Raw genomic sequence first — 24,659 nt, 5'->3', positions numbered from 1 at the left:
ATGATTCTAAGAATAGCAGTACTTTCGTAGTTTGATCAAGTGTTAATTATTATAAATCTCATGATATCAGCGGCTAAGGTCCTTAAAGTGAAAGATAAAGTTAGATTAAATCATGTTTAAAGCTGACTTTTTATATGTTTAAAATTTGTTTTTTAACTTTCTATCTTGCATCAAGTGTTTGATTTTTAATTATTTTTTAATATTTCTATCTTGGTTTTTTATATAGTTTACTATTTGTGGTGGTTTTAAGGTATACCAATGTCATGGTTAGGTAAAATGTATGATTAGTGGAGTTTTCTTATGAGCAAAACCGAAAGAGCCTTGGTTTTCTTCTGTGATTTTGAGTAAGTTAGGTTTTAATATAAATGTGTATGTTTATTGAACTTTCCGTTTTTTATTTAAGATGCTGATTTTGTTTTGTTTTTATTATTTTTTCATTTTGATTTTTAAGTTTTCTTTGGTTTTTTCTATGTGTTTGTTTTTTTTGTTTATAGATGGCTAAAATGAGTAGGTTTTCCATTTTTATTGTCACTTTTAGTTATAACATTGCTCAGTATAGAGCCTAACCCAGATCGAAATTTTGTCTTTCATTTCTGGACTTCTTTGCTTGCCTGCCTACACTGGCGACTTGATTTTGAGTAGGGGGAAGCATGTGGAGCTGGCTTTCAGTCGCGTTATCGGGGTTCATTAGCGTCAATGCTAACGAACGCAGCCAATATGATCAGGCTGCTGTGTTTAAAACACTTTCTCTTGGTATGCTGGTAATTATATTGTGGACGCAGGGTAGGCCTGATGATGTGTCCGTATGGTGGGTTACCTTGGGCATAGTGGTTTCTATGTTTGCCGATGTTCTATACATCTATAAAAAAAAGAAAAAGCTATGCTTTTCAGCGTTTATTCTTGCTCAGCTATGTTATAGCGCTGCTTATTGGTTGATGCTGTCTGGTGGAATAGTATGGTGGCTTCCAGCTATGCTGCTTGCGATCAGTGTCGTTGTGTTTTTTCTTATGCTGCCGAAAATAGATCGGGTCATTTTCCCCGTTGTCATTATGGGTATGGTTTTATTTCAGTTTAATTGGGCTGCAGGAGAATTATGGCTAACAGCAGAAACAGTGGCAAGCATGATGGGATTTGTGGGAACCCTTACATTGACGTGTTCTGCGGCGCTTTTGGCTGTACATGATTATAAACACTCTATCACCTATGGCCGTTATTTGATCTCTGGTAGTTATTTACTTGCCCATTCCTTGATTGTCGCTTCCTTAATTACTTGATAATCAAGCATTCGACGCACCAAGTATAAAGCCATGATAGATTGATCTAATAACACTGATTGATGGTTAATTGTTTTATTTATCAATGTGAGAGTTGATTTGCTTGCAATGATCAGAGTGCTCGGGCTAAATTTGGAGGCTCGCAACTCTCTGCCTTTGGAGGCTCATTGATGGAAATCCTTTCTGCTGCGACCATGCTATTTCTTATTATGGATCCGCTTGGCAATCTCCCTATCGTTTTATCGATTTTGAAACATTTGGACCCAAAGCGCCGACGCAAAGTGCTAATTCGAGAGTTGATTTTTGCATTGTTGATATTGATGTTATTTTTATTTGCAGGCAAGGCGATTTTGAGCTTCCTTCATGTACAGCCCGAAACATTGAGTATCTCTGGTGGAATCATTTTATTTATTATTGCGATTAAAATGATTTTCCCAAGTGCAGGAAGCATTACAGGCCTAGCCGCGGGTGAAGAGCCCTTCATCGTACCTATGGCGATTCCTATGATCGCTGGCCCTTCGGTCATCGCAGCCTTATTGCTTTTGTCAACGCAGCATCCAGATAATTTAGTGGAGCTATCCGCAGCTGTAATCTTGGCTTGGGGAGCGACGTTTTTTATTCTTATGTTTTATAGCTTCTTTCACCGAATTTTGGGAGAGCGAGGGCTTAAGGCGATTGAGCGTTTGATGGGACTTTTACTTGTGATGATTTCTACTCAGATGTTTCTTAACGGTGTCAAAAGTTATCTCAGCTAAAACTAAACCGCCGCTCATTGTGAGCGGCGGTTTAATATCACGTTACATCATATGTTTGCGGCGAATATCCAGCAGGGCGAATACGCCAAATATTAAAATTGACCACTTTTCCCACTTTGTCATCTCAATCTTGTCGCCAAATGCGCCAATGAAAATAGCCGATTGTAGGCCGTGCATCATGAACAAAAAGGCCGTTAATATATAGAGTGCAATGGCTGCTTTGCCTGGGAAGGGCATAAAAAAGTTTAGCAGCAGGATTAGCCATACAAATCCAATTGCCATTTTAGCCATTATCAGTAGTGCTTTCATAATATTCTCTTGTCGTCTTGAATTCTTAAAAATAGTCGATAGCTTACTTGTCCTGCGTGCTTTTCACGATGTAAATGCCAATTACTGGGAACGCCTTCCAGCTTAAGCTCTTTTTCTGTTTCAATATAAATCATGGCATCGTCTGCCAACCATCCGTTGTTTTCGAGCAGACAAACGGTTTGTTTCAATAAGCCTTTATGAAAGGGGGGATCGATAAAGACAATGTGATGGGGCGATCCAGATTGCTGCAGATAGCTCAGAGTATCAGTCTGGATGGCTTTGAGATTTTTGGCATTTAGCGATGAGATATTTTGCTTTAACTGTGCAAATGTACTTTGGTTGAGTTCTATCATAGTAACCTCTTCCGCTTGTCTAGAAGCAGCTTCAAAGCCCAAAGAACCAGAGCCTGCATATAGGTCAAGACATTTAGCATGAGGTATGTCTTGTGCCAGCCAGTTAAAGAGAGTTTCTTTTACACGATCAGTTGTTGGCCGTAACCCTTCTGCATCATGAACAGGCAATTTTCGCCCTCTCCATAAGCCACTAATGATCCGTACAAAACCGGAGGAAGGCTTTTTTTGTGATGTGTTTTGCTGGCGACGTCGTACCATAGATTCTTTGACCGCTAATAAAGTGATACTATACCCAGTCGCTCAGTGAGTTCGATCTGAGTAAAGCCCAAATTTGTTGATGATAAAGTGTATACCATCACACCTGTGCTGAAAACTTTTCACTTTGTTGTCATTTTTCTTTTCGTAATCGGGACAATACCCGATGAAAAGTGTCAGAGTAAGTTAAGACGATCTAGGATATCCCCAGATGACGGAAAAAAAGAAACGCGGATTACTTTCTTGGTTAGGTTTTGGTGAAGAAGAGCAAAATAGCCAAACAACCCATGAACAGAAATCACAGGACATCGCTGAAGTTGTTGAACAGGTAGAGGTTATTGAACAACCTGTACAAGAGAGTCAACAAGCATTACAAGACGTAGAACCACAACAAGAAGATAGAGCTGTTGAGCAACAGAAACCAACCGAGAGTTTTTTTGTTCGTCTAAAGCGCAGCTTGGCTCGAACGAAAGCCAATATTGGCGCTGGCTTTTTTGGTTTGTTCAAAGGGAAGCAGATTGATGATGAGCTGTTTGAAGAACTGGAAGAGCAATTACTGATTGCCGATGTTGGTATGGATACCACGCTAAAAATCATTGATAACTTAACTGAAAAAGCCTCTCGCCAAGAGCTTAAAGATGGTGAAGCCCTGTATGGTCTGCTTAAAGAAGAAATGGCGGGAATATTAGCAAGTGTTGAAAAGCCACTTGAGATTGAATCTGATAAAACGCCATACGTAATTTTGATGGTAGGTGTAAACGGTGTAGGCAAAACAACAACCATAGGTAAGCTAGCCAAGCAGTTCCAAGCTCAAGGTAAGAAAGTGATGTTAGCCGCTGGCGATACATTTCGTGCCGCAGCTGTGGAACAGCTACAAGTATGGGGAGAGCGTAACCAAGTTCCTGTGGTTGCCCAACATACTGGTGCAGACAGTGCTTCAGTCATTTATGATGCGATTGAATCTGCAAAAGCAAAAGGGTTTGATGTGGTTATCGCAGATACGGCTGGACGTTTGCAAAATAAAGCTAACTTAATGGAAGAGTTAAGAAAAATTGTCCGGGTAATGAAGAAAGTCGATGATACCGCACCTCATGAGATCATGCTGACATTGGACGCTGGAACAGGCCAGAATGCGATCAGCCAAGCAAAGCTGTTTAGTGATGTGGCGCCTTTGACAGGGATTACCTTAACTAAGCTAGACGGAACAGCAAAAGGCGGCGTTATCTTCGCTCTTGCTGATCAGTTCCAGATCCCTATTCGCTATATTGGCGTAGGAGAGAATATTGACGATCTACGTCCGTTTGAGACTCAGGAGTTTATAGACGCTTTATTTAGCCGCGAAGATTAGGCCTAGTGAGAGGAATGACGAGTGATAAAGTTTAAGCAAGTAAGTAAAGCGTATCGTGGTGGTAGACAAGCCTTACAGAAAGTGGATTTCTACTTGCGTCGTGGTGAGATGGCTTTTCTCGGAGGGCACTCAGGGGCAGGTAAAAGCACCTTACTCAAACTGATTTGTGCGATAGAGCGACCAACAGATGGTAAAATTAGCTTCAACGATCATGATATCACTCGTATTCCAAACAAAGATATACCTTTTCTACGTCGTAATATAGGTATTGTTTTTCAAGACCATAGATTGCTGATGGATCGTTCGGTATTTGATAATGTTGCCTTACCCATGCGTATTGAGTCTATTGCTGAGAGCGATATCAAGCGGCGGGTCTGTGCTGCGCTAGATAAAACCGGCTTACTCGATAAAGCTAAGTGTTTACCGAGCCAGCTTTCGGGCGGAGAGCAGCAGCGAGTCGGTATTGCTCGCGCTGTAGTTAATAGGCCTACGTTACTTCTTGCTGATGAGCCTACAGGTAATCTTGACCCAGATTTATCAAATCGAGTGGTGAAATTATTTGAAGAGTTTAATCGTGCAGGTGTAACTATATTGCTTGCCACTCACGATGCGGGTCTAGTGAATACTCGCCCACAATATCGTCATCTAGAGCTGAACCAGGGCTTTCTTAGTGAGGTAGAAGACTATGCCTAATGTGCGCAATCGAAAAACCGCTAAAGTTCGACCTCAAAATCATGTTAAGCGTGATAGTTTTATTGCGGTGCATATCAGGCAGGCGAAAGCGTCTTTTACACAGATATGGTCTCGCCCTCTAGGTAATGTTCTCACACTAGCAGTGATTTCTATGGCTTTGGCTATGCCTTCTGCTTTGTATTTGTTAGGGAAGAATATATCTGTTGCCTCAGTAAATGTGACCAGTCCTTCCAAAGTGAGTGGCTATATAAAAGAGCAAACTCCTGAATCTCGGATTATGGTCTTAAAAGATAAATTGGAAACTATGGATAAGGTTTCCAAAGTAGAATACATCTCTCCTCAACAGGGCCTCGAAGATTTGAGCCAGCACTCCGGCTTTGAGCAGGCGATATCATTGCTTGATGATTATGCTTTGCCTGGTGTGTTAGTTGTTACACCTAGTACTGAAAATAAAGCGGAAATAAAGCAACTAGCCTCCGACATTGCGAAAGAGGAGGAAGTCACTGATGTTCGCTTGGACGAAGATTGGCTAACGCGGTTGGATGCAATAAAAAAACTAGTGTGTGGGATTGTCATTACACTTTCAGTGCTTATGTTGGGTTCAGTATTTTTGATTGTTGGGAATACCTTGCGCTTCAATGTGCTTGCTAACAAAGAAGAAATCCAGACCATGAAGTTGATAGGCGCGACCAATGGTTTCATCTTGAGGCCATATCTGTATTCAGGCATGTGGTTTGGTCTCTTAGGTGCTTTATTTGCTTGGGCTTTAACGGTTTTAATTACGCTTGTACTCAATACAAGTGTGGAAGAGTTGGCCTTACTCTATGACAGCCAGTTTCGGCTAGTGAGTTTGAGTTGGGATGAAAGTCTATTATTATTAATGCTCGGAGTCTTCCTCGGGTGCTTGGCTGCAAAAATCTCTGCTCAGCGTCACCTGAAAGAAATTGAACCAGTATAAGCCTGTGTTGTCTCAAAACAGAGTCAGGCATAATGAGCCTTTTACTTGTATCAGCGAAAGGTTTATGCATAATAGTTCTGATATGATTGAATCTTGCTCACGTTAGATTCAACATTAACTGAACAAAACCAAACCCAGATCTCCTATTTAAATGAGGAAATGAATGACTAACCAAACATATCCAATGGCTGTAGTTACACAAGATAGTTTAGATAGTTATATCCGCACAGTGAACAGCTACCCTATGCTGAGTGCTGAAGAGGAACGTGAGCTGGCAGAGCGATTACATTATGATGGCGAAATTGAAGCAGCTAAAGGCTTGATTCTTTCTCATCTGCGCTTTGTTGTGCATGTTGCTCGGGGTTATTCTGGTTATGGCTTGCCAATGGCAGACTTAGTTCAAGAGGGCAACATTGGCCTTATGAAGGCGGTCAAACGTTTCAACCCAGAAGTTGGCGTACGTCTTGTCTCATTTGCTGTTCATTGGATTAAGGCGGAGATTCATGAATATGTCCTACGAAACTGGCGCATAGTTAAAATAGCAACGACTAAAGCTCAGCGTAAGCTTTTCTTCAACTTACGTAAGTCAAAAAAGCGTTTGGGCTGGTTTAATAATGGTGAGGTAGAAACCGTAGCTAAAGAGCTTGGTGTAGAGCCAGCAGAGGTTCGAGAAATGGAATCTCGCCTTGCTGCACAAGACGCTGCGTTTGAATTGCAAAGTGATGATGATGATTCTGGGGCGTCTTACTCAGCGCCAATGCTTTACCTTGAAGATAAGGCATCAGATGTTGCAGATAATGTTGAAGCGGCAAACTGGGAAGCTCATACCAACCAGCGTCTCAGTTTAGCGCTATCAAGCCTTGATGAACGCAGCCAACATATTGTGCGTTCTCGATGGTTAGAAGATAACAAGCTGACTCTACAGGATCTAGCAGAGACCTATAATGTTTCTGCAGAGCGCATTCGTCAATTAGAGAAGAATGCTATGAAAAAGCTTAAGCTTGCCGTTGGTGACTTCTAGCAAAAGTTGATAGTAATTTAAGAACCGAGATCGTAAGGTCTCGGTTTTTTTGTTTTTTGGGATCGACAAACTATTTCGATACTCGGGTGTTGGATCGAATTTTGCGATACTTGCCTGTGGGTAACTCTGTGAGAAATTTATTTGCTTAATGTAAAAAATACGGGTAAACAAAGGCTCTAGGGCTAATTTTTGATTGGGGATACTTTGTATGATCCACACAGAAAAATAAGGATCATCACTATATGTTGTGGATCGATTATTGTTTGTATACCTTATCAACGCAATCCACAGATTTATCCACAGATGGTAAAGAAATAGCCAAAAGTGGATAACCATATTGACAGAGTGTACTTGTTTACCACTGGATAGGTTACAATAGCTCTCAATATTGGTGTTTACAAAGAGGCCGTAGAATGGATCAATTTCAACATATCGATGTCTTAAGTGCGCAAGCGCTAGTAGAAAAGGGAAATGCGCGCTTAGTTGACATTCGTGATCCTCAGTCTTTTGCGGTTGCTCATCCTCCAAAAGCCTACCACCTGACGAATGAAACCATGGTTCAATTTATCGACGAAGTGGAATTTGAGCAGGCGATTTTAGTTATGTGTTACCATGGCATCAGTAGCCAAGGCGCTGCCCAATATCTCATAAACCAAGGTTATGAACAGGTGTATAGTGTTGATGGTGGATTTGAAGCTTGGCAACGTGCCCAATTGCCTATTGAATCAAATTGCTCTTAGGTATAAGCATGATAAGACTTGTTTCACTACCTAACCCTAGAATGGGCCAAGCTTTTATTGACTATATGGCGTCTCGACATATTCATATTAAGATGATGCCGGAAGGTAATGATCAGTTTATCTTATGGCTTATTGATCCCCAGCATCAGATAGAGACAGAGTCAGAGCTGCAACGTTTCCTAAAGAACCCTAACGACAGTCGTTATCAAGCTGCGTCTTGGGATATGGCTGAAAGCCGCACTAACCAATTTCGCTATTATTCTCCTTCAATAATGTCCATGCTTAAAGCAAAAGCTGGCCCAGTAACCATATTTATTATGGTCTTGTGCATCGTGATTTTTTTCTTACAGCAATTTGGGGCTGGAAGGGCCGTTTTTGCTGCACTGCATTTTCCTGCTTTAGCTGGGCAAGAGTGGCAGCTCTGGCGTTGGATTAGTCATGCGTTGTTGCATTTTTCTATTGTCCATATTGCCTTTAATCTACTTTGGTGGTGGCAACTGGGCGGAGATATTGAGCAAAAACTCGGAGCGAGGAAGCTGACACAGCTTTTTTTAGTGTCATCTGCTCTTTCGGGAGCGGGTCAATATTGGGTCGAAGGGGCTAATTTTGGCGGTTTGTCTGGCGTAGTATATGCGCTAGTTGGTTACCTTTGGGTGCTAGGGTACAAAGCTCCGCATCTTGGGCTGAGTATACCCAGACCTATTATTGGCTTTATGCTGGTATGGCTAGTACTTGGTTTTGTTCAGCCTTTTATGGCAATAGCAAATACGGCCCATTTGGTTGGCTTGCTTTGTGGAGTGATAATTGGTTTGCTGGATGCTGGAAGGATGAGGCAGCCATAGCCGCCTCGCTTTTATTTATTGATACAGGTATTTGGTAAACAATAGGTCTGCAATAACAGTTCTACCCGTTTCTGGTAATAAAATGGCGTTTAGCTTATCAACTAAGGTCTTGCGTAAATCTTCTCGTCCTGCCAGAGAAGTAATAGTATCGCCTGATTGTTTCCCGAGTAGTTCAATAACCGCGTCTCGTATCAGTGGTTGATGAAGTTCTATTATGGATAAATCAGCGCTGTTAGCTACCATGATGTCAATGCGAACCTGAATGTATCCGAGTTCTTTTCCCTTGGTATAAAAGTTGGTGGTGAGGTCGGGTTCAAGAGTAAAATAAGCCAGTTTATCTTCCCCTTCTTCTTCGGCTAATGAAGAAAAACTAAGCAGTATACTCAATGTAAACAATAACTGGACTAAGCAACGTTTAATCATAGGTTTGTCTTTTCTTTTTTCGAATGATGATACTAGAACCGCCAGACTCTTGTTACAATAGAACACTTTTAGAGAGTTGTGCACGAGACATTTAAGCGGTGGCTCTATAATTTAACCATCCTCTCATGCATTGGCGACAAAGCTACTTATTGAATACTAGTATGAATCAACCTAATGCGCTCTATTTATCTGCTCTTCGCCAAGCCGACTGGCAAGATCCTGATAAGTTCTGCTTCCCAACTCACATTTCGAAAAAATGGCTGCTAGAGAAAGGGTCACTGTCTCGTTTACTGGAAACTCACTGCCAAGTATTAAGTGTCGACTTGCTGCATAACAAAGTGGTTAAAGCAGAGAAACTTAATAGTCAGGAAGTGGAACTTTTGCAGCGAGAACCCTGCTTACTGAGAAAGGTCGTGCTCAAAGGTGATGGTTGCCCTTGGGTGCTCGGTCGAACTTTGATCCCAAATTCATCTATGGAGGATCATGAGTTTGATTTCACTATGCAGGGCGAGAAACCTTTGGGTTTGACGATATTTACTTCTGATGACATTAAGCGTGATTCTCTTCAGGTCGCTTGGGTAAAAACGTCTGATGGTGATTTCTTAGCACGTCGTTCTCGCTTATGGGTGAATCAAAAGCCAATGTTGATTGCTGAGCTATTTTTACCTAGCGCGCCAATATACAACAAGGAGAGTGACTAAATGATTGCTATAAAAGCACATGCATATTGGCAACTAATGCGAATGGATAGACCCATTGGTTCATTACTCTTATTGTGGCCTACATTATGGTCTCTATTTATCTCATCGCAGGGTATGCCGGACTTCAAAGTTCTGATCGTATTTAGTCTTGGTGTTCTTTTTATGCGCTCAGCGGGTTGTGTTATTAATGATTTTGCCGATCGCAGGGTTGATGGTCATGTGAAGCGAACTCATCAGCGACCCTTCCCTTCGGGTAGAGTCAGTGCCTTTGAAGCCATAGGCTTATTTTTGATTTTGTGCCTAATGTCTTTCTTGTTGGTTTTGACCATGAATATGTTGACAATAAAGTTGTCATTGATTGCTTTAGTTTTGGCGTTTATTTATCCATTTATGAAGCGCTATACTCACTTTCCTCAACTCTTTCTCGGGTTGGCGTATAGCTGGTCTATTCCTATGGCATGGGCAGCTCAGACAGGAGAACTCTCTCCTGTAGCTTGGTATATCTTTACTATCAATGCCATCTGGACCATTGCCTACGACACTCAATATGCGATGGTTGATAGAGATGATGATCTTAAAATTGGTATTAAGTCGACGGCCATTTTGTTTGGACGCTGGGATAAGTTAGTGATTGGTTTATTGCAACTGACTACGTTAATTATGCTTATTGCTTTAGGTTGGTGGTATGATTTAGGGCTTGCCTATTATTTGAGCTTGGTACTGGTGGCTGGTTTATTTGTGTTTCAGCAGCGCCTTACTTACTATCGTGAGCGAGAAAAATGCTTTAGCGCATTTTTAAACAATAACTATGTTGGCATGGCAATCGCTGCTGGGTTGTGGCTCAGTTTCTGGTAACGGCTAATCATGTTCCAAAGAAGAGGCAACCTAAACAGGTTGCCTCTTCTTGTTTCGACGATTGCTGTTATATACTTATGGCGTCTCTGATGCTTGGCAAATACTTTCTTTGATAGTCAAGCATACCTCTGGTGAGAGTAATGAATACAGTAGGTCAGCGAGCGCTTGGCTTTTTTCTTGGTCACAGCTTCCATCATTATCTAAATAATCTTGTTGCTTTAAAGTGGTTAGCATGGATGAAAATACACCCTTGTCGAAGAACTCTGGTGCATTAATACCGTGTAGACGTCCCAGTCTTTGGGCTATTTCCTGACTTTTTTGCTCCAAATCTCCTTTATTCAGATTTGGGCTGGTCGGTAATAGATTGAGTGTAATAGCATAGCGTTGAAGGGTTTCGGTAATTGTACGGCCCAGTAACATCAGCATTTGGATATTATCTTGTCTGATTGCCACATTATGCCGCCCATCCACAGTAACAAGGCCCAAGCGAGCAATTTCCTCAATCGTCGATTCAGTGAATTCACCTAACTTATCATCTTCAATACTTAGGAAGAGCTCTTGTTTTAGGAAAGGGTAAATCAAGGCAACATTGGTTTTAATCTTTTTCAAACTCAGCTTTTGGTGACGGATAAGGATCTGAGCAATCAAAGAGGGAATCGCAAATAGGTGGATAATATTATTGCGGTAGTAGGTCATCAGTATTGACTGGTTGCGATCAAGAGAGACTACGTCGCCCATACTGTCAGAGTCGATAACAAATTTGTCCAATGACTCTGCATGACAAACTAGTTCCTCAGCGCTTTCATTAGGCACGGTAAACGTAGAAGAATAGGGGGCATTCTTTAGCAGTGCCAAGTAGCAATCCACTTGTTTAATCAAGCTATCTCTTGATAGAGCACGTTGACGTGAGGCGAGCAAAGCTGTAGCGCATAACGTCAGAGCGTTGGTTGCCGCTGCATCGTTGATATGTGTCATGACTTTATTGGCAAGTACGTTGACTACAGGGTTTATCCATTGAGGTTTGGTGCTACCAACAGGATCTATGTCTTGTGTCCATTCTGGAACGTGCTCATTGAGATAGTGATTAAGCTGAATTGGTTCACCAAAGTTGACGTAGCCTTGGCCAAAATTACGCAACTTTCTAATCGTTTTTAGTACCAGTCCTGCATTTTCCTTTTCTTTTCTTTTCCCTCTCAGCTCTTTTGCATATGTGCTGACTTCCATGACATGCTCATAGCCAATATAAACTGGCACCAAGGTGACAGGGCGATTTAAGCCACGCAGCATAGCTTGGATTGTCATTGCCAACATGCCCGTTTTAGCTTGCAGCAGGCGACCAGTACGAGAGCGGCCTCCTTCACTGAAATATTCCACTGAGTAACCTTTGGAAAACAGCTCTGCCAGATATTCACGGAAAATAGTGGAATAGAGCTTATTACCTTTAAAGCTGCGGCGAATAAAGAAAGCGCCGCCGCGACGAAATATAGGACCTGCAGGAAAGAAATTAAGGTTAATACCAGCAGCAATATGCGGCGGCACCATACCTTCATGGTACAAAACATACGAGAGTAACAAGTAATCCATATGGCTGCGATGACAGGGCACATAAACTATTTCATGGCCGTCTTGAGCTAGTTTGCGCACTATTGATGCATTATTGATATTGAGGCCTTGATAAATACGGTTCCATAGCCAACTCAGTAGTCGCTCGCCTTTTTTAATCATTGAATAGGAGAAATCTGAGGCGATTTCATCCATGATCGAGTGGGCTTCTTTACGAGCTTTTTCAAGTGATATATTTTTAGTTTTGGCTTTATCTTCAATCGCCTTGATAATGGCTTTTGAACGCATTAAGCGAGCAAAAAGGACCTCTCTGTTGGGTAAGTTTGGTCCGGAAGCGGCTAATTTTTGGCGTGAGAAATGAATGCGAGCTACTCTTGCAAGCTTATGAGCAATTGATACGTCAGTACCGTGGGAGTCAGCCATATACCTAAGTGATACGACAGGACTGATTCTAACTAGACAGTCACGACCATACTTCAGGACGGCGATCGCTTTTTCTGGACCATTAAGCGCCTGTAAATAAGACGTTTTTTGTGATTCCTTTCCTGGTTTTCTTCCCCATAATACCGAAGTTGGGATAACTTGCACATCGAGTTTATTGTCATATTTATGCTGTTCAAGTAGCTCAGAAAACAGAGCAATTGACTCATTAGGCACATTATGATCGTTACTCATCACAGTTTGACGAGAAGAGATGAACACATAGCGCCGGAACGACTTACCATTGATTTCAATCGGAGTGAACAGATCGGGCAGACCCAACTGAATGACTTGCGCTTGGAGCGTAAGCAAATCAACACTCGACCGATAGGGCAGCGCATAAACTATGGGCTTGTTCAGATCAATACCATGATCTTCAATGGGATTGGAGGGAATGGTTGTTCCTTTTACCATCATTGATAAAGGCAGTTTTAGTAATGCACTTGGTAATGATTGTCCTGAAGACATAAGGTTTATAGCCTCGAAAAACAGATAAATCGCAGAAGCCACGCTGAGCTTCACCAACGCTGACTTTTTTGGGGTTGCAAGAATACCAGAAACTGGTCGAACCTTTTACCGTAAATTGAATATAAGCACGTCGATGTCACTTAATATTTTGAGTCTGTTGACTTTATTCTTACGGTCTTCATGCTAAGCAATATACTGTTGACCAAGCTAAAGTGTTGGGGGCAATATTTATTGATTTGCTATGAGGGAAAGCATGTGACACAGAAAACACTTCATGGATTAAAACGCATTAGAAATGCGACTCGATACTCGTGCCAAGGTTTACGTTCTGCATTTAGCAATGAGCCAGCTTTTCGTGAAGAAGTCGTACTAAGCGTCATCATGATACCCACGGCTGCGATCTTGGATATTACTCAGGTTGAGCGTATTTTACTCATTGCCACTGTTATCTTGGTTTTGATTGCAGAGCTTTTCAATAGTGCAATTGAAGCTGTGGTGGACCGCATTGGTCCAGAGCAGCACCCCCTATCTGGCCGAGCAAAAGACATTGGCTCTGCAGCTGTGATGCTAACTATGTTATTGACTGCTTACGTGTGGGCAGAAGTATTGTTTTTGTAGTCAAAAGGTTAACTAAATCAAAAAAACACCAATTGGCTTTTCATTTAATCGATTACTGGATATACTCACAGTTAACTGTATAAAAAGACAGGTGAGTCATGAAGCCACTAACACCACGCCAGCAACAAGTATATGATCTGATCAAAAGCAAAATTGAAGATACAGGTATGCCTCCAACAAGAGCGGAAATTGCGCGAGAGCTTGGTTTTCGTTCAGCCAATGCAGCAGAGGAGCACCTTAAAGCCCTCGCTCGCAAGCAAGCGATTGAAATTATTCCAGGAGCGTCTCGCGGTATTCGTATCTTGTTAGAAGACGCCGCCAATGATGCTGGACTACCTCTTATTGGTCAGGTGGCAGCTGGAGAACCGATTCTGGCTCAGGAGCATGTTGAAACTCACTACCAACTGGACCCCTCCATGTTTAAGCCTCAAGCAGACTTTTTATTACGAGTTAATGGTGAAAGTATGAAAGATATTGGGATTATGGATGGTGACTTGTTGGCTGTTCATAAGACACAAGATGTTCATGATGGTCAGGTTATTGTGGCAAGAGTTGATGATGATGTAACTGTGAAAAGACTTGAACGTAAGGGTTCAACTGTCCTATTGCATGCAGAGAATGAGGAGTTTGCTCCAATTAAGGTTGATCTCACCAGTCAGCACTTAACTATCGAAGGTTTAGCGGTTGGTATTATTCGTAATACCGATTGGATGTAGATCTTGATGTTTGAATCTCCACTGTTTGGTGTATGAATATCATAAACATTTAGATATATGGCTCATAGTTTTTACCTTTTAACTGAGAATAATTCTCAATAACTTGAATTATTAACTGATATTCATTATCATCTAACTCCTAATAATGGAGGAAGATGATAATGGTCGCTAGACAAAAGGTTTCAGGGCATCGTTACCAGGTTCCTGTTAATTTACTTCAGCCTCTATGGTTTCGTAGCCGAGAAAGCTTGGTTGACGATGGTTTAGTATATGATCCGATAGCAGCTACTGCTTGCCAGCGTTGTCAGCTTGCGCCTGAATGCTTATCAGGAGATATTGACCAGAAACAGCTCCTCCATGCCACTTTGACTCAGATTTGTGATGAGCGAGTGAGTCATTTTCTTTCCCAGCACCCGGATGGCTGGATAATCAATGTTGGTGCTGGTTTAGATACCCGTTTTTATCGCGTAGATAATGGACGTTGCCATTGGTTAGAGTTGGATGTGACAGAGAACTTATTATGGCGCCAGAAGTTATTCCATAAAAGTGAGCGTTACCAACATATCTGCGGTCATGTTGATGACCTATCTTGGCTTGAGCAGCTTCCAATTTCAGAGCAGACGCCAGTTTTAATTGTTTGTGAGCAAGCTTTGCTTGATTGCAATGAAAAGCAAGTGGGTAAGTTTATCCAAGCATTGGGACGCCACTTTGATTCAGCAATAGCATGTATAGTGCTAGCGGGCGACAGAGCATCAAGCCGGTTAGGGAAGAAAATGGGCTCAGGGGCATACAGCCATGGGTATGCATCGCCAGGAGATGCGGTACTTAACTATCTTCCTTGGTCTCGGTGGGTGAGAACCTTTTCTCCTCTTGATAGACATTGTGGTCGTTGGAAGTTTTGGCAGCGCTGGCTGACAAAATTTAGCTCTCTTAAGCACAGACTAACACCAGTAGTGATTCAGCTTCGCTGGTAATCCGGTTACAATTTCCACTCTCTAATACCAGATGGTGGATAATTTGAACATTTTACGACTCCTTTGTGATAAAGCGCTACATAAGCAAGTGTTGTTACTTGCTATCCCTATGGTGCTTTCCAATATCACAGTACCCCTTCTTGGTTTGGTTGATGCAGCAGTCGTTGGCCACCTAGAGCATGCTTGGTATTTAGGTGGTGTAGCTCTCGGCAGCACAATGATCAGTGTGTCATTTTGGCTGCTTGGCTTTTTACGCATGTCTACCACTGGTCTCGCAGCTCAATCCTATGGTGCAAGCAGCGGAAGGCAGCTTGCAATAGTTTTTACTCAAGGCCTTTTTATGGCATTGGGGTTTGCATTGGCTTTTATTGCTCTTCATTCATTTATTGCTGATTTTGTATTTTCAGTCAGTAGCGCCAGTGAGCAAGTGAAACACTATGGCCAGCAGTATTTCTCTGTTCGCGTATGGAGCGCTCCAGCAGCTCTAGTCAACTACGTTCTCTTGGGCTGGTTACTAGGGACACAAAACTCAAAGGCCCCTATGTGGATGGTGATCATCGTTAACTCAACAAATATTGCTTTGGATATTCTTTTTGTTGTGGGTTTGGGTTGGGAAGTAGAAGGAGCTGCCTTAGCTTCGGTCATTGCTGACTATAGCGGTATGATTTTTGGCCTTTGTTGTGTCTATAAAACATGGCAACAAAAACAGCTGCCAAAGCTGCTTACATTAGTGAAAGACACTTCCCATGGACTGAGTAGGTTCATCAAGTTAAATCGTGACATTTTTCTGCGTTCTTTGTGTTTACAAGCAACCTTCACTTTTATGACTTTCCAAGGTGCGAGTTTTGGAGATGATGTGGTGGCTGCCAATGCGGTGTTGATGAGTTTTTTAATGATTATTTCTTATGGTATGGACGGTTTTGCTTACGCAATGGAAGCCTTGGTGGGTAAAGCCTTTGGCGCCCAAGATAAACAGCAATTGAGCCGCTCTTTAATTGGCACCTTTTTCTGGGGTTTGGTGATTTGCGCGGGCTTAACTCTGGTGTTTAGCCTTGCTGGTTCTTCGTTGGTGGGTCTAATCACAGATATTTCTAAAGTAGCAGACACCGCTAATATTTACCTTCCATGGCTGGTGGCTATGCCACTTGTGTCCATGTGGTGCTTTTTGTTTGATGGAATTTTTATTGGTGCAACAAAGGGCCAAGAGATGCGTAATAGTATGTTTGGTGCTATGTGTGTCTTTTTCGGTTTGTTCTTTGTCTTCTCGGATATGGGTAATCATGCTTTGTGGTTAGCCATGTTGGGCTTTATGGCAATGCGGGGCATGAGTTTGGGTGTGATTTTTTATCGCCAATGGCGAGAAGAGCGCTTTTTTATGGTTTAAGTGACAGCCACTCCATCAGAAGTGGCTGCGCAGATCTACCACTTAAAATAAACGATTAAGACCATTCAAAGCGGCGACTCGATAGGCTTCTGCCATGGTTGGATAGTTGAAGGTAGTATTGACGAAATACTCTATGGTGTTTGCTTCGCCTTTTTGCTCCATGATAGCTTGGCCGATATGGATAATTTCGGCAGCGCGCTCACCAAAACAGTGAATACCTAAAATTTCTTTAGTTTCACGGTGGAAGAGAATCTTTAAGCTGCCAATATCTTTACCTGCAATTTGGGCCCGAGCGAGGTGCTTAAATGATGTGCGTCCCACCTCGTATGGGATTTTAGCAGCAGTGAGCTCTTGCTCGGTTTTACCAACCGAGCTGATTTCTGGGATGGTGTATATACCGGTTGGGATATCTTCAATGAGGTGGCTGTCTGCCTGCCCTTTTTCAATTGCTTGAGCAACGAATCTGCCTTGGTCATAGGCAGCGCTCGCAAGGCTAGGATATCCGATCACATCACCCACAGCATAGATATGCTCAACATCGGTTTGATAATTGCTATCTACACTTAGTTGCCCTCTTGAGTCAGCGCTGAGCCCTACGGCTGATAAGTTAAGCTTATCGGTATTACCGGTTCGTCCGTTGGCAAATAATAAGCAGTCTGCGCGCATCTTCTTGCCGGACTCTAAGTGGATAATAACGCCTTGGTCAGTACCTTCGATTTTTTCGTAGGTTTCATCATTTCGAATCACCACACCGCTATTCCAAAAATGATAAGACAAGGCATCCGATACCTCGTTATCGAGAAAAGACAGTAAGCGATCACGGGTATTGATAAGGTCAGTTTTAACGCCAAGCCCTCTGAAGATAGAGGCATATTCACAACCAATAACGCCAGCACCGTAGATGATGATATGGCGAGGGTCATGACTCAGGCTCAAGATCGAGTCACTGTCATAAATGCGCTCATGCATAAAGTCGACATCTTTTGGCTGATATGGACGTGAGCCTGTTGCGATAATAAATCGGTCTGCGCTGTACAGTTCTTCTGTACCATCAGCCTGTGCGACAGCAATGGTGTACTTGTCGGTAAACCGTGCGGTACCAAAAATTAAAGAGCACTGGTTACGGTCATAGAATCCTTGTCTTAGGCGCGTTTGTTTATCAATCACAGTTTTGGCGTGGCCTAAGATATTAGAAAAGGTAGAATGGAGACTGGTGTTGTTATGGCAAAAAAGAGGATTGTTATTAAATTCGATGATACGGCTGACGGCATGGCGAAGCGATTTTGAGGGGATTGTACCCCAATGAGTACATCCGCCACCCACGCTAGTTTCTTTCTCAACGATGGCGACATTGAGTCCCGCTTTGGTTAGCCCCATTGCAGCCCCTTCTCCTCCAGGACCACTGCCGATAACAATTACGTCAAAGTGGTTACTTTCCGCCATAACTTTTCCTTGGTTATACTATTTTTTACATTGCTTTATCGAGATTTTAACTGATTTCTCGATAATGCACACGTATTGAAGCCTTTAAGTAAGTGAGTAGGCAGAATAGGGCTGTTTTGATATTTGTCTATAACTACATCGCTAAATTTATGTTAAATGATTGAAAAGTTGGGCGAATTGGGTTTAATTACCATCCGATTATCAAAGGTGGTGATTTTGTCTTATGTCTTTGCTCTAATCATTGTATATTTGCTAGCGAGCAAATAATTCAATAACAAGTAGATGGCAATCATGGGAATCCGAGCACAGCAAAAAGAAAAAACGCGTCGTTCAGTCATTGATGCAGCTTTTAGCCAGCTCAGCGCTGAGCGAAGCTTTTCTAACTTAAGCTTAAGAGAAGTTGCCCGTGAAGCTGGGATTGCTCCTACCTCTTTTTATCGCCATTTTAAAGATATGGACGAACTTGGCTTAACTATGGTTGATGAGGGAGGCTTATTACTTCGTCAATTGATGCGCCAAGCTAGGCAAAGGATAGTGAAAGAGGGAAGCGTGATACGAACTTCCGTTGAGACCTTTATGGAGTTTATTGATAATCACCCCAATGTTTTCCGACTTTTGTTACGAGAACGTTCAGGAACATCATTTGAATTTCGAGCTGCCGTAGCGAGAGAAATTCAACATTTTGTTGCTGAGCTGACCGAGTACCTTATTAGTACTCGGATGTCTCGTGATGAAGCATACACTCAAGCGGAAGCCTCAGTCACATTGGTGTTTAGCTCAGGTGCAGAAGCACTAGATTTAGCCAGCCATGAACGGGATGAACTGGCTGAGAGATTGATTACTCAATTGCGCATGATTGCCAAAGGCGCTTTGTGGTACCGAAAAGAACGTGAACGTAACCGATTAAAAGGTGGAACAGAATAATGTCGAATGAAGTAAACCGAGTGGATACTGGCTCAGAGAAAAAAACCTTAATATTGGCACTTATTGCTGGTATGTGTGGTGATGCCTTGTTGTCTTGGGTAACAATGAGTGAAGTCTCTTTTTCTATTTTTCCTCTGATTGCGCTGGTTTTATCTGTGCAGGCTCTCTATCAAGAATACCTCCGCAACCCTGTCTCTGAAGACGTTCCGCTTGTCGGACTAGCTTGCTTTTTTGTCGGCGCTTTTGGCCATTCGGCGTTCGTTAAAGCCCAGTATCCAGATGCGGGTTCTAACTTTTTTGCCATCGTCGTCTCATTACTTCTGTTAGTGTGGATAGGTAAAAAGCTCGGCTTTATGGACCGGAGCACTCGGACAGAATGAAGCGGTGAAAATAAAAAACGAGCTTAAAAGCTCGTTTTTTTATTTTTGATGATAAATCTGCACTAAATTTTGCGTTCTAGCATGACTCCCGCTTCCATATGGTGGGTATATGGGAACTGATCAAACAGCGCAAAACGCGTAACTTTGTGTGTCTGACACAAAACATCTAAATTATCTTTGAGTGTTTCTGGATTGCAGGAAATATAAACAATACGTTGGTATCCTTGCACCATTTTACAGGTGTCTATATCCATGCCAGCTCTTGGCGGATCGACAAAAATTGTATTGCAATCGTAGCTTTTTAAATCCACGCCAGCATCTTTGAGGCGGCGAAACTCACGTTTTCCTTCGATGGCTTGGGTAAATTCCTCTGCTGAAAGGCGCAATATCTGCACGTTATCAATCTTATTAACCGCAATATTATATTGGGCGGACTCAACCGAGGGTTTGGCCAGCTCAGTTGCCAGTACACGTCTAAAGTTTTGTGCCAGTGCGAGAGAAAAATTACCATTGCCACAATAGAGCTCTAGCAAATCGCCTTGACTATCACGCGTACAGTCTATTGCCCACTCCAGCATTTTCTCGGCGATTTTTCCGTTTGGTTGAGTAAAACTGTTTTCTACTTGCTGGTATAGATATGGCTGCCCATTTACGTTTAGCTTCTCAATCACATAATCACGATCGAGTACAATTTTCATTTTTCTCGCTCGCCCAATGATATTGAGCTTATAGCCTTTATCGATTAGGCGCTGTTTCAGTGCTTTTGCGTTTTCAATCCACTTTTCATTCAATTGGCGATGATATAAAAGGGAGATAAGAATCTCACCACTGAGCGTTGAGAGGAAATCGACTTGGAAGAGCTTACGACGCAGTGAATCATTGCTTTTCATCTCATCCATCAAAAGCGGCATCACCTCATTGATCAAACCACTGGCGGCTGGAAACTGATCAACACGATATTTTTCACGCGTTTCCTGATTGAACATGATGTAGTAAAGATCATCACCCTCATGCCAAACACGAAACTCAGCGCGCATGCGATAATGTTGGCTTTCAGATTCAAACACCTCAAGCTTTGGCATTTGGTAACAAGTGAACATTTGCTCAAGACGCGCTTTTTTTTCGTTCAATTGTTCTTGGTAGTCTTGTGGGTTTACGTCAAGATTCGCCATGCTCTTTACCTTAGGTTGTTGCCCGTTGAGGTTGTATTTCATTTAGGAGCGCAGATTTTATTCAATCTCAGCGTTATGTCCAGCCCCATTCTAGGCATAGCCAGCATATAAAAGCCAAATTAGCGATATTAAAGTGGACAAACTACCGATTGCTTAATAACATCGTCGTCAAGCTGGTGCCATTTAGATGTATAGATGGCTGAAAAGGGAATCTGGTGCAAATCCAGAACTGACGCGCAGCGGTAAGAGAGAACGAAAGCTCCTATGACACTGAATGAGGCATCATTTGGGAAGTCGAGTGATTAGGCGGCATAGCCACGCTCTTGAGTCCGAATACCTGCCAGCGACTGAGCAGTGGTATTGGAGTGTATTACTCCAAGCTCGGTAGGACTTACGCGATTTAGGAACGATAACAATGAACCGAACAATGTTAGCGATGACAGTAGCATCGCTGCTCCCCCATGCCTCTCTTTTATATGCTCAAGAAACTTCTATCGATGAAACTATGGTGGTTACGGCGAATCGATTTGAGCAATCAATAAATTCAACTCTTGCCCCAGTCGTGGTCGTGACCAAGGAGGACATTCAGTCTACTCAAGCCAAGTCGATCGAAGAAGTATTACGCCGATTGCCCGGCATACAAGTGTCTAGTAATGGTGGTTATGGTCAAACAGCTAGCGTTTATATTCGAGGCACTGAGTCTGATCACGCGCTGATACTGGTAAACGGTGTTCGTGTGAGCAGCGCTACTGCGGGATTAACGGCCATTTCTTCTTTGTCATTAAACGGCGTTGAGCGAATAGAGTATGTGCGAGGTCCACGAACCGCTGTATACGGCTCGGATGCTATTGGTGGAGTAATCAATATAATTACCTCATACACTGGTGATGAAACTGAGCTATGGGTAGAGGGTGGTAGTAATAAGTATCAAAAATATGCTGTAAATACGGCTAATCAGATTGGAGAAAACGGCTGGCTCAAGGCCTCTGTTAATCGTGAAAAAACAGATGGGTTTTCAGCTACCAACGAAAACAGTTCAAGCTTTGATCCCGACAAGGATGGTTATGACCATACTGACTTGTTGTTAGAGCTGGGGGTTAATCCGACTGAAGAGTTAAGTTTTAAATGGAACACGAACTATACAGAAGGTGATATTGAGTTTGATTCTGGAGAACAAGAGCAAAAGCTCTTAAGCAGTTCAATTGTCGGAGCCTATAAAACGAACTCGTTGAGCAGCGAAGTGATACTAGCAGCTAGCAGAGATCAATCTTCTTTTATGGGCTCATCAGATAACTATGAGACCAATCGACTATCTGTTGCTTGGCAAAATGGTTATCAAATTAATGCTGACTTGTTAATGTTAGGTGGTGTCGACTGGGTCAATGACGATGTGTCTGAGTCCACTACAGAGTATGCTAAAACAAGTCGTTCAAATCTGGGTGTATATACTTCTGGACTATATTCAAAAGATAAAATGCAAGCAGAAGTGAGCCTGCGTATTGATGATAATGAGCAATATGGAGATTACACCACTTGGCAAGTGGGTTCAGGCTACAACTTTACTCCAATTTACCGTTTATCCGTGATGGCAGGTACCGCTTTTAAAGCGCCTACATTTAATGACTTGTACTACCCATCATCGAAGTGGGGGGATTATGCGAATCCTGACTTAACACCGGAAGAGTCTCTAAACTACGAGATTGCTTTGGATGTAACTCCATCGATTGGTGATTTTAGAGTTGCTTTCTACCAGAATGACATCTCTGATCTGATTTCGCGTTCGACAGATAAAAATGAAAACATTGCAAAAGCAGAAATAAAGGGTCTCGAACTTGTTGGAGAGTTTGCAACTGGTGCTTTATTTCACTCGGCAAGTATCGATGTAATGGATACTGAGAATAAGGAAACAGGTAAAGAGTTAGCTCGAAGATCAAAGTACAGTGCTAAATGGAATGTAAGCTACACGTATTATGATTGGAACTTTGATTTAAGTTATCTCTATCGTGGTGAGAGCTATGATGATGCAGCCAATAATACCAAGTTGGATTCATACTCTCTGGTTGATTTCTCAACTCATTACTATATTACTGATAATTTGATTGCTCGTGGCAAAATTGCCAACTTATTTGATGAAAACTATGAAACGTCATATGGCTACAACACTCAAGAGCGCAGCTATTTTGCAGGACTTAACTATAAGTTTTAACTTTAAACCGCCTTCGGGCGGTTTTGTTTAGTAGTTACCAGCCAAATCGACAATACTTAATCTCACTCATTTAATGAAAAGATTGCCAAATTTAGCTTAGTGAGTATGATTGGCCAATCGAATAGTGTGGGTTACCAAGTGTCGCAACAAACAAAAATCCTAATCTTTGACTCTGGAGTCGGCGGGCTATCGGTGTTTAAAGAGATAGAAGCAAAACTGCCAGCGCTTAACTACTTTTATATTTTTGATAATGCTGCTTACCCATATGGTGAGCTAGAGCATGACACTCTTACCGCGCGTGTTGAGACGCTGGTTTGTCAATATGTAGAAAAGCTCGAGATTGATCTTGTTGTGATTGCATGTAATACCGCCAGCACGATTGTTTTGCCCTCGCTGCGCGCCAGGTTATCTATACCTGTGGTCGGTGTGGTGCCTGCTATTAAACCTGCTTCCAGTCTTGCCAATAAGGCTATTGGCCTTATTGCCACCCCTGCCACTGTTACTCGCGAATACACCCATGACTTAATCAGGGACTTCTCTAAGACTAAGCCGGTGGAGCTGTTAGGCTCGACATTATTAGTTGATATGGCCGAGGAAAAACTGCGCGGGCGAGAGCTGTCGCAGCTTGAGTTACAGCAAGCGCTAGAGCCAATGGCAGGCAAGATAGATGTTGCCGTTCTGGGCTGTACCCATTTCCCTCTTATTAAACAAGAAATCCAACATGTACTGGGTGAGAATGTATTGCTGGTTGATTCAGGAGAAGCAATTGCTCGTCGAGTACAAGAGCTACTCGGAAAAGACGGCTTTAGTGATAATGGTGAAAAAGGGAAGCGTGAGATTTTCTCAACGGCTCCTCCATATGCTGAAGGAGCGTTGAATACAGCGTTACAGGAGTGGGGCTTTAGTCCTGTTCAACTTGAGATTTTGGATCGTTAGCAATTCGAACTTTTAGAGTACGCTGCATATAATCCTTTTCATTTAATCCTTCTATTGCTTTGACAACGTCTGTTGCAGCCATTACTACAAAACCAAACCCTCGCCTTTTTCCGGTTCTTTTATCCTTCATAAGGCGCACCGCAAAAACCTCACCATGCTTGGCAAACAAATCTTTTACGTGTGACTCATTTGCTTTATATGGCAGATTTCCTACATATAGGGTTTTCGTTGTAGTGTCATTGCTGGTTACTGGCTTAGATGAGGTGTTTGAAAATCTAATAACAAAAGTGGAAACAAAAACACCGACAACAAAGCTGAGCGCAGGGTGAACATCAACCTGTGAAAAGATAATTGCGCCCAATATAGCTAAGGCGGCAATCATTAACATTGATTTATTTGAACTCATATTGGGAAACAACTTCGTAAGTTAAGAATAAAATGCCTAAGCATTATTGACATAGACACACAGATCTTACGTATATGGTTGTTGTTTTTCCAACCTATTGGTGTGACATGACTCAAATGTTGCAATTTTATCCTAATTTTAAGCGATCTGTTCTATTTTCGAGCAATCAAACAATAAGATAAAAAAAAGCCTTGTGATCTTTATCATTGTCCATATAATGCCGCCTCACCGAAACGAAGCAGGGTCACCTCTGATTTATTCGGTACGACTGGAGAAGAAAGTGTTAAAAAGCTCTTGACTTTAGTGAAAAAATGCGTATTATACGCATCCCTAGCAACGCGGCGTGACGCCTTGTTAGAATGTTCTTTAACAAACTAAACCTATCAATCTGTGTGGGCACTCGTTGATGATAATCCAAAAAGATTTATCAATGAACTGAGTGACCAATCGGTAGTAATACCG

General features: G+C 42.2%; 25 protein-coding genes and 1 riboswitch. Of the genes, 18 read left to right on the top strand and 7 right to left on the bottom strand.

Annotated elements, in window-relative coordinates; translation table 11 throughout:
* Positions 1 to 650 precede the first annotated feature (650 nt).
* Complete coding sequence (locus tag MHN79_RS18415; protein ID WP_239174122.1) at positions 651 to 1,274, top strand: lysoplasmalogenase family protein; 624 nt, start codon at positions 651 to 653, stop codon at positions 1,272 to 1,274.
* Positions 1,275 to 1,444: 170 nt separating this feature from the next.
* Positions 1,445 to 2,029 carry a YhgN family NAAT transporter gene (locus MHN79_RS18410; protein ID WP_239174120.1) on the top strand — a complete coding sequence of 195 codons (585 nt, stop codon included), beginning with the start codon at positions 1,445 to 1,447 and terminating at the stop codon, positions 2,027 to 2,029.
* A gap of 42 nt (positions 2,030 to 2,071) precedes the next feature.
* Here MHN79_RS18410 and MHN79_RS18405 read toward each other — a convergent pair whose 3' ends face one another.
* Both MHN79_RS18405 and rsmD read right to left on the bottom strand, forming a co-directional pair.
* Positions 2,072 to 2,338 carry a DUF1145 domain-containing protein gene (locus MHN79_RS18405; RefSeq protein WP_114787961.1) on the bottom strand — a complete coding sequence of 89 codons (267 nt, stop codon included), beginning with the start codon at positions 2,336 to 2,338 and terminating at the stop codon, positions 2,072 to 2,074.
* Positions 2,335 to 2,949, bottom strand: a complete 615-nt coding sequence (gene rsmD, locus MHN79_RS18400) for a 16S rRNA (guanine(966)-N(2))-methyltransferase RsmD (protein WP_239174118.1) — start codon at positions 2,947 to 2,949, stop codon at positions 2,335 to 2,337. The genes MHN79_RS18405 and rsmD overlap by 4 nt, the downstream gene beginning before the upstream one ends.
* Positions 2,950 to 3,157: 208 nt before the next feature.
* Here rsmD and ftsY point away from each other — a divergent pair, with 208 nt between their 5' ends.
* From ftsY to glpG, 6 genes are all read left to right on the top strand, one after another.
* Positions 3,158 to 4,294, top strand: a complete 1,137-nt coding sequence (gene ftsY / locus MHN79_RS18395) for a signal recognition particle-docking protein FtsY (protein WP_239174116.1) — start codon at positions 3,158 to 3,160, stop codon at positions 4,292 to 4,294.
* 21 nt (positions 4,295 to 4,315) lie between these two features.
* Positions 4,316 to 4,987, top strand: coding sequence for a cell division ATP-binding protein FtsE (gene ftsE, locus MHN79_RS18390; protein ID WP_114787964.1), 672 nt, complete (start codon positions 4,316 to 4,318; stop codon positions 4,985 to 4,987).
* Positions 4,980 to 5,945, top strand: coding sequence for a permease-like cell division protein FtsX (gene ftsX, locus MHN79_RS18385; protein WP_239174114.1), 966 nt, complete (start codon positions 4,980 to 4,982; stop codon positions 5,943 to 5,945). The genes ftsE and ftsX overlap by 8 nt, the downstream gene beginning before the upstream one ends.
* 163 nt (positions 5,946 to 6,108) lie before the next feature.
* On the top strand, positions 6,109 to 6,966 hold the full coding sequence (rpoH, locus tag MHN79_RS18380; protein ID WP_239174113.1) for an RNA polymerase sigma factor RpoH: 858 nt from the start codon (positions 6,109 to 6,111) through the stop codon (positions 6,964 to 6,966).
* Positions 6,967 to 7,379: 413 nt separating this feature from the next.
* Positions 7,380 to 7,706 (top strand): thiosulfate sulfurtransferase GlpE, encoded by a 327-nt coding sequence (gene glpE / locus MHN79_RS18375; RefSeq protein WP_239174111.1) that lies wholly within the window; start codon positions 7,380 to 7,382, stop codon positions 7,704 to 7,706.
* An 8-nt stretch (positions 7,707 to 7,714) separates the two neighbouring features.
* On the top strand, positions 7,715 to 8,548 hold the full coding sequence (glpG, locus tag MHN79_RS18370; protein WP_239174109.1) for a rhomboid family intramembrane serine protease GlpG: 834 nt from the start codon (positions 7,715 to 7,717) through the stop codon (positions 8,546 to 8,548).
* 15 nt (positions 8,549 to 8,563) lie between these two features.
* Here glpG and MHN79_RS18365 read toward each other — a convergent pair whose 3' ends face one another.
* Positions 8,564 to 8,971: a flagellar basal body-associated protein FliL gene (locus MHN79_RS18365; RefSeq protein ID WP_152431471.1), complete on the bottom strand. Its 408-nt coding sequence runs from the start codon at positions 8,969 to 8,971 to the stop codon at positions 8,564 to 8,566.
* A gap of 161 nt (positions 8,972 to 9,132) precedes the next feature.
* Between MHN79_RS18365 and MHN79_RS18360 the strand changes: the two genes are divergently transcribed.
* Together MHN79_RS18360 and ubiA are read left to right on the top strand one after the other, a co-directional pair.
* Entirely contained in the window at positions 9,133 to 9,672 is a 540-nt protein-coding gene (locus MHN79_RS18360; protein ID WP_239174107.1) for a chorismate lyase, read from the top strand.
* Positions 9,673 to 10,527 (top strand): 4-hydroxybenzoate octaprenyltransferase, encoded by an 855-nt coding sequence (gene ubiA, locus MHN79_RS18355; RefSeq protein WP_239174105.1) that lies wholly within the window; start codon positions 9,673 to 9,675, stop codon positions 10,525 to 10,527.
* Between the two features lie 75 nt (positions 10,528 to 10,602).
* Here the strand turns inward: ubiA and plsB are convergent, their stop codons facing one another.
* Positions 10,603 to 13,038: a glycerol-3-phosphate 1-O-acyltransferase PlsB gene (plsB, locus tag MHN79_RS18350; RefSeq protein WP_239174103.1), complete on the bottom strand. Its 2,436-nt coding sequence runs from the start codon at positions 13,036 to 13,038 to the stop codon at positions 10,603 to 10,605.
* 255 nt (positions 13,039 to 13,293) lie between these two features.
* Here plsB and MHN79_RS18345 point away from each other — a divergent pair, with 255 nt between their 5' ends.
* From MHN79_RS18345 to dinF, 4 genes are all read left to right on the top strand, one after another.
* Positions 13,294 to 13,656: a diacylglycerol kinase gene (locus tag MHN79_RS18345; RefSeq protein WP_239174101.1), complete on the top strand. Its 363-nt coding sequence runs from the start codon at positions 13,294 to 13,296 to the stop codon at positions 13,654 to 13,656.
* Positions 13,657 to 13,754: 98 nt separating this feature from the next.
* Positions 13,755 to 14,372 carry a transcriptional repressor LexA gene (gene lexA / locus MHN79_RS18340; protein ID WP_160932878.1) on the top strand — a complete coding sequence of 206 codons (618 nt, stop codon included), beginning with the start codon at positions 13,755 to 13,757 and terminating at the stop codon, positions 14,370 to 14,372.
* Between the two features lie 161 nt (positions 14,373 to 14,533).
* Complete coding sequence (locus MHN79_RS18335; protein ID WP_239174100.1) at positions 14,534 to 15,346, top strand: class I SAM-dependent methyltransferase; 813 nt, start codon at positions 14,534 to 14,536, stop codon at positions 15,344 to 15,346.
* 43 nt (positions 15,347 to 15,389) lie between these two features.
* Positions 15,390 to 16,730: an MATE family efflux transporter DinF gene (dinF, locus tag MHN79_RS18330; RefSeq protein WP_275436619.1), complete on the top strand. Its 1,341-nt coding sequence runs from the start codon at positions 15,390 to 15,392 to the stop codon at positions 16,728 to 16,730.
* Between the two features lie 42 nt (positions 16,731 to 16,772).
* Here dinF and sthA read toward each other — a convergent pair whose 3' ends face one another.
* Positions 16,773 to 18,173: a Si-specific NAD(P)(+) transhydrogenase gene (sthA, locus tag MHN79_RS18325; protein ID WP_160932884.1), complete on the bottom strand. Its 1,401-nt coding sequence runs from the start codon at positions 18,171 to 18,173 to the stop codon at positions 16,773 to 16,775.
* Between the two features lie 282 nt (positions 18,174 to 18,455).
* Here sthA and fabR point away from each other — a divergent pair, with 282 nt between their 5' ends.
* Positions 18,456 to 19,097, top strand: a complete 642-nt coding sequence (fabR, locus tag MHN79_RS18320; protein WP_160932886.1) for an HTH-type transcriptional repressor FabR — start codon at positions 18,456 to 18,458, stop codon at positions 19,095 to 19,097.
* Entirely contained in the window at positions 19,097 to 19,477 is a 381-nt protein-coding gene (locus MHN79_RS18315; RefSeq protein ID WP_239174099.1) for a YijD family membrane protein, read from the top strand. Before fabR ends, MHN79_RS18315 begins: the two co-directional genes overlap by 1 nt.
* Positions 19,478 to 19,539: 62 nt before the next feature.
* Here MHN79_RS18315 and trmA read toward each other — a convergent pair whose 3' ends face one another.
* Complete coding sequence (trmA, locus tag MHN79_RS18310; protein WP_239174098.1) at positions 19,540 to 20,649, bottom strand: tRNA (uridine(54)-C5)-methyltransferase TrmA; 1,110 nt, start codon at positions 20,647 to 20,649, stop codon at positions 19,540 to 19,542.
* 157 nt (positions 20,650 to 20,806) lie between these two features.
* A riboswitch (cobalamin riboswitch) is annotated at positions 20,807 to 21,009 on the top strand.
* 55 nt (positions 21,010 to 21,064) lie between these two features.
* Between trmA and MHN79_RS18305 the strand changes: the two genes are divergently transcribed.
* Complete coding sequence (locus tag MHN79_RS18305; RefSeq protein ID WP_239174097.1) at positions 21,065 to 22,855, top strand: TonB-dependent receptor; 1,791 nt, start codon at positions 21,065 to 21,067, stop codon at positions 22,853 to 22,855.
* Positions 22,856 to 22,960: 105 nt separating this feature from the next.
* Positions 22,961 to 23,791: a glutamate racemase gene (gene murI, locus MHN79_RS18300; RefSeq protein ID WP_239174095.1), complete on the top strand. Its 831-nt coding sequence runs from the start codon at positions 22,961 to 22,963 to the stop codon at positions 23,789 to 23,791.
* Here murI and MHN79_RS18295 read toward each other — a convergent pair.
* Positions 23,757 to 24,197 (bottom strand): RNA-binding protein, encoded by a 441-nt coding sequence (locus MHN79_RS18295; RefSeq protein WP_239174093.1) that lies wholly within the window; start codon positions 24,195 to 24,197, stop codon positions 23,757 to 23,759. The two genes, murI and MHN79_RS18295, sit on opposite strands and share 35 nt — an antisense overlap.
* Positions 24,198 to 24,659 lie beyond the last annotated feature (462 nt).

It is taken from the genome of Vibrio sp. Of14-4, from assembly GCF_022347625.1.
GTDB classification, from domain to species: Bacteria; Pseudomonadota; Gammaproteobacteria; order Enterobacterales; family Vibrionaceae; genus Vibrio; species Vibrio pristinus.
The sequence above is the reverse complement of the archived record's forward strand: the minus strand, read 5'-3'. Positions and strand labels throughout refer to the sequence as shown.

Bases quoted from the DNA above. Each gene is read 5' to 3' on its own strand.
- MHN79_RS18415 (WP_239174122.1), top strand. From the start codon at position 651: ATGTGGAGCTGGCTTTCAGTCGCGTTATCGGGGTTCATTAGCGTCAAT.
- MHN79_RS18410 (WP_239174120.1), top strand. From the start codon at position 1,445: ATGGAAATCCTTTCTGCTGCGACCATGCTATTTCTTATTATGGATCCG.
- MHN79_RS18405 (WP_114787961.1), bottom strand. From the start codon at position 2,338: ATGAAAGCACTACTGATAATGGCTAAAATGGCAATTGGATTTGTATGG.
- rsmD (WP_239174118.1), bottom strand. From the start codon at position 2,949: ATGGTACGACGTCGCCAGCAAAACACATCACAAAAAAAGCCTTCCTCC.
- ftsY (WP_239174116.1), top strand. From the start codon at position 3,158: ATGACGGAAAAAAAGAAACGCGGATTACTTTCTTGGTTAGGTTTTGGT.
- ftsX (WP_239174114.1), top strand. From the start codon at position 4,980: ATGCCTAATGTGCGCAATCGAAAAACCGCTAAAGTTCGACCTCAAAAT.
- rpoH (WP_239174113.1), top strand. From the start codon at position 6,109: ATGACTAACCAAACATATCCAATGGCTGTAGTTACACAAGATAGTTTA.
- glpE (WP_239174111.1), top strand. From the start codon at position 7,380: ATGGATCAATTTCAACATATCGATGTCTTAAGTGCGCAAGCGCTAGTA.
- glpG (WP_239174109.1), top strand. From the start codon at position 7,715: ATGATAAGACTTGTTTCACTACCTAACCCTAGAATGGGCCAAGCTTTT.
- MHN79_RS18365 (WP_152431471.1), bottom strand. From the start codon at position 8,971: ATGATTAAACGTTGCTTAGTCCAGTTATTGTTTACATTGAGTATACTG.
- MHN79_RS18360 (WP_239174107.1), top strand. From the start codon at position 9,133: ATGAATCAACCTAATGCGCTCTATTTATCTGCTCTTCGCCAAGCCGAC.
- ubiA (WP_239174105.1), top strand. From the start codon at position 9,673: ATGATTGCTATAAAAGCACATGCATATTGGCAACTAATGCGAATGGAT.
- plsB (WP_239174103.1), bottom strand. From the start codon at position 13,038: ATGTCTTCAGGACAATCATTACCAAGTGCATTACTAAAACTGCCTTTA.
- lexA (WP_160932878.1), top strand. From the start codon at position 13,755: ATGAAGCCACTAACACCACGCCAGCAACAAGTATATGATCTGATCAAA.
- MHN79_RS18335 (WP_239174100.1), top strand. From the start codon at position 14,534: ATGGTCGCTAGACAAAAGGTTTCAGGGCATCGTTACCAGGTTCCTGTT.
- sthA (WP_160932884.1), bottom strand. From the start codon at position 18,173: ATGGCGGAAAGTAACCACTTTGACGTAATTGTTATCGGCAGTGGTCCT.
- fabR (WP_160932886.1), top strand. From the start codon at position 18,456: ATGGCAATCATGGGAATCCGAGCACAGCAAAAAGAAAAAACGCGTCGT.
- MHN79_RS18315 (WP_239174099.1), top strand. From the start codon at position 19,097: ATGTCGAATGAAGTAAACCGAGTGGATACTGGCTCAGAGAAAAAAACC.
- trmA (WP_239174098.1), bottom strand. From the start codon at position 20,649: ATGGCGAATCTTGACGTAAACCCACAAGACTACCAAGAACAATTGAAC.
- MHN79_RS18305 (WP_239174097.1), top strand. From the start codon at position 21,065: ATGAACCGAACAATGTTAGCGATGACAGTAGCATCGCTGCTCCCCCAT.
- murI (WP_239174095.1), top strand. From the start codon at position 22,961: ATGATTGGCCAATCGAATAGTGTGGGTTACCAAGTGTCGCAACAAACA.
- MHN79_RS18295 (WP_239174093.1), bottom strand. From the start codon at position 24,197: ATGAGTTCAAATAAATCAATGTTAATGATTGCCGCCTTAGCTATATTG.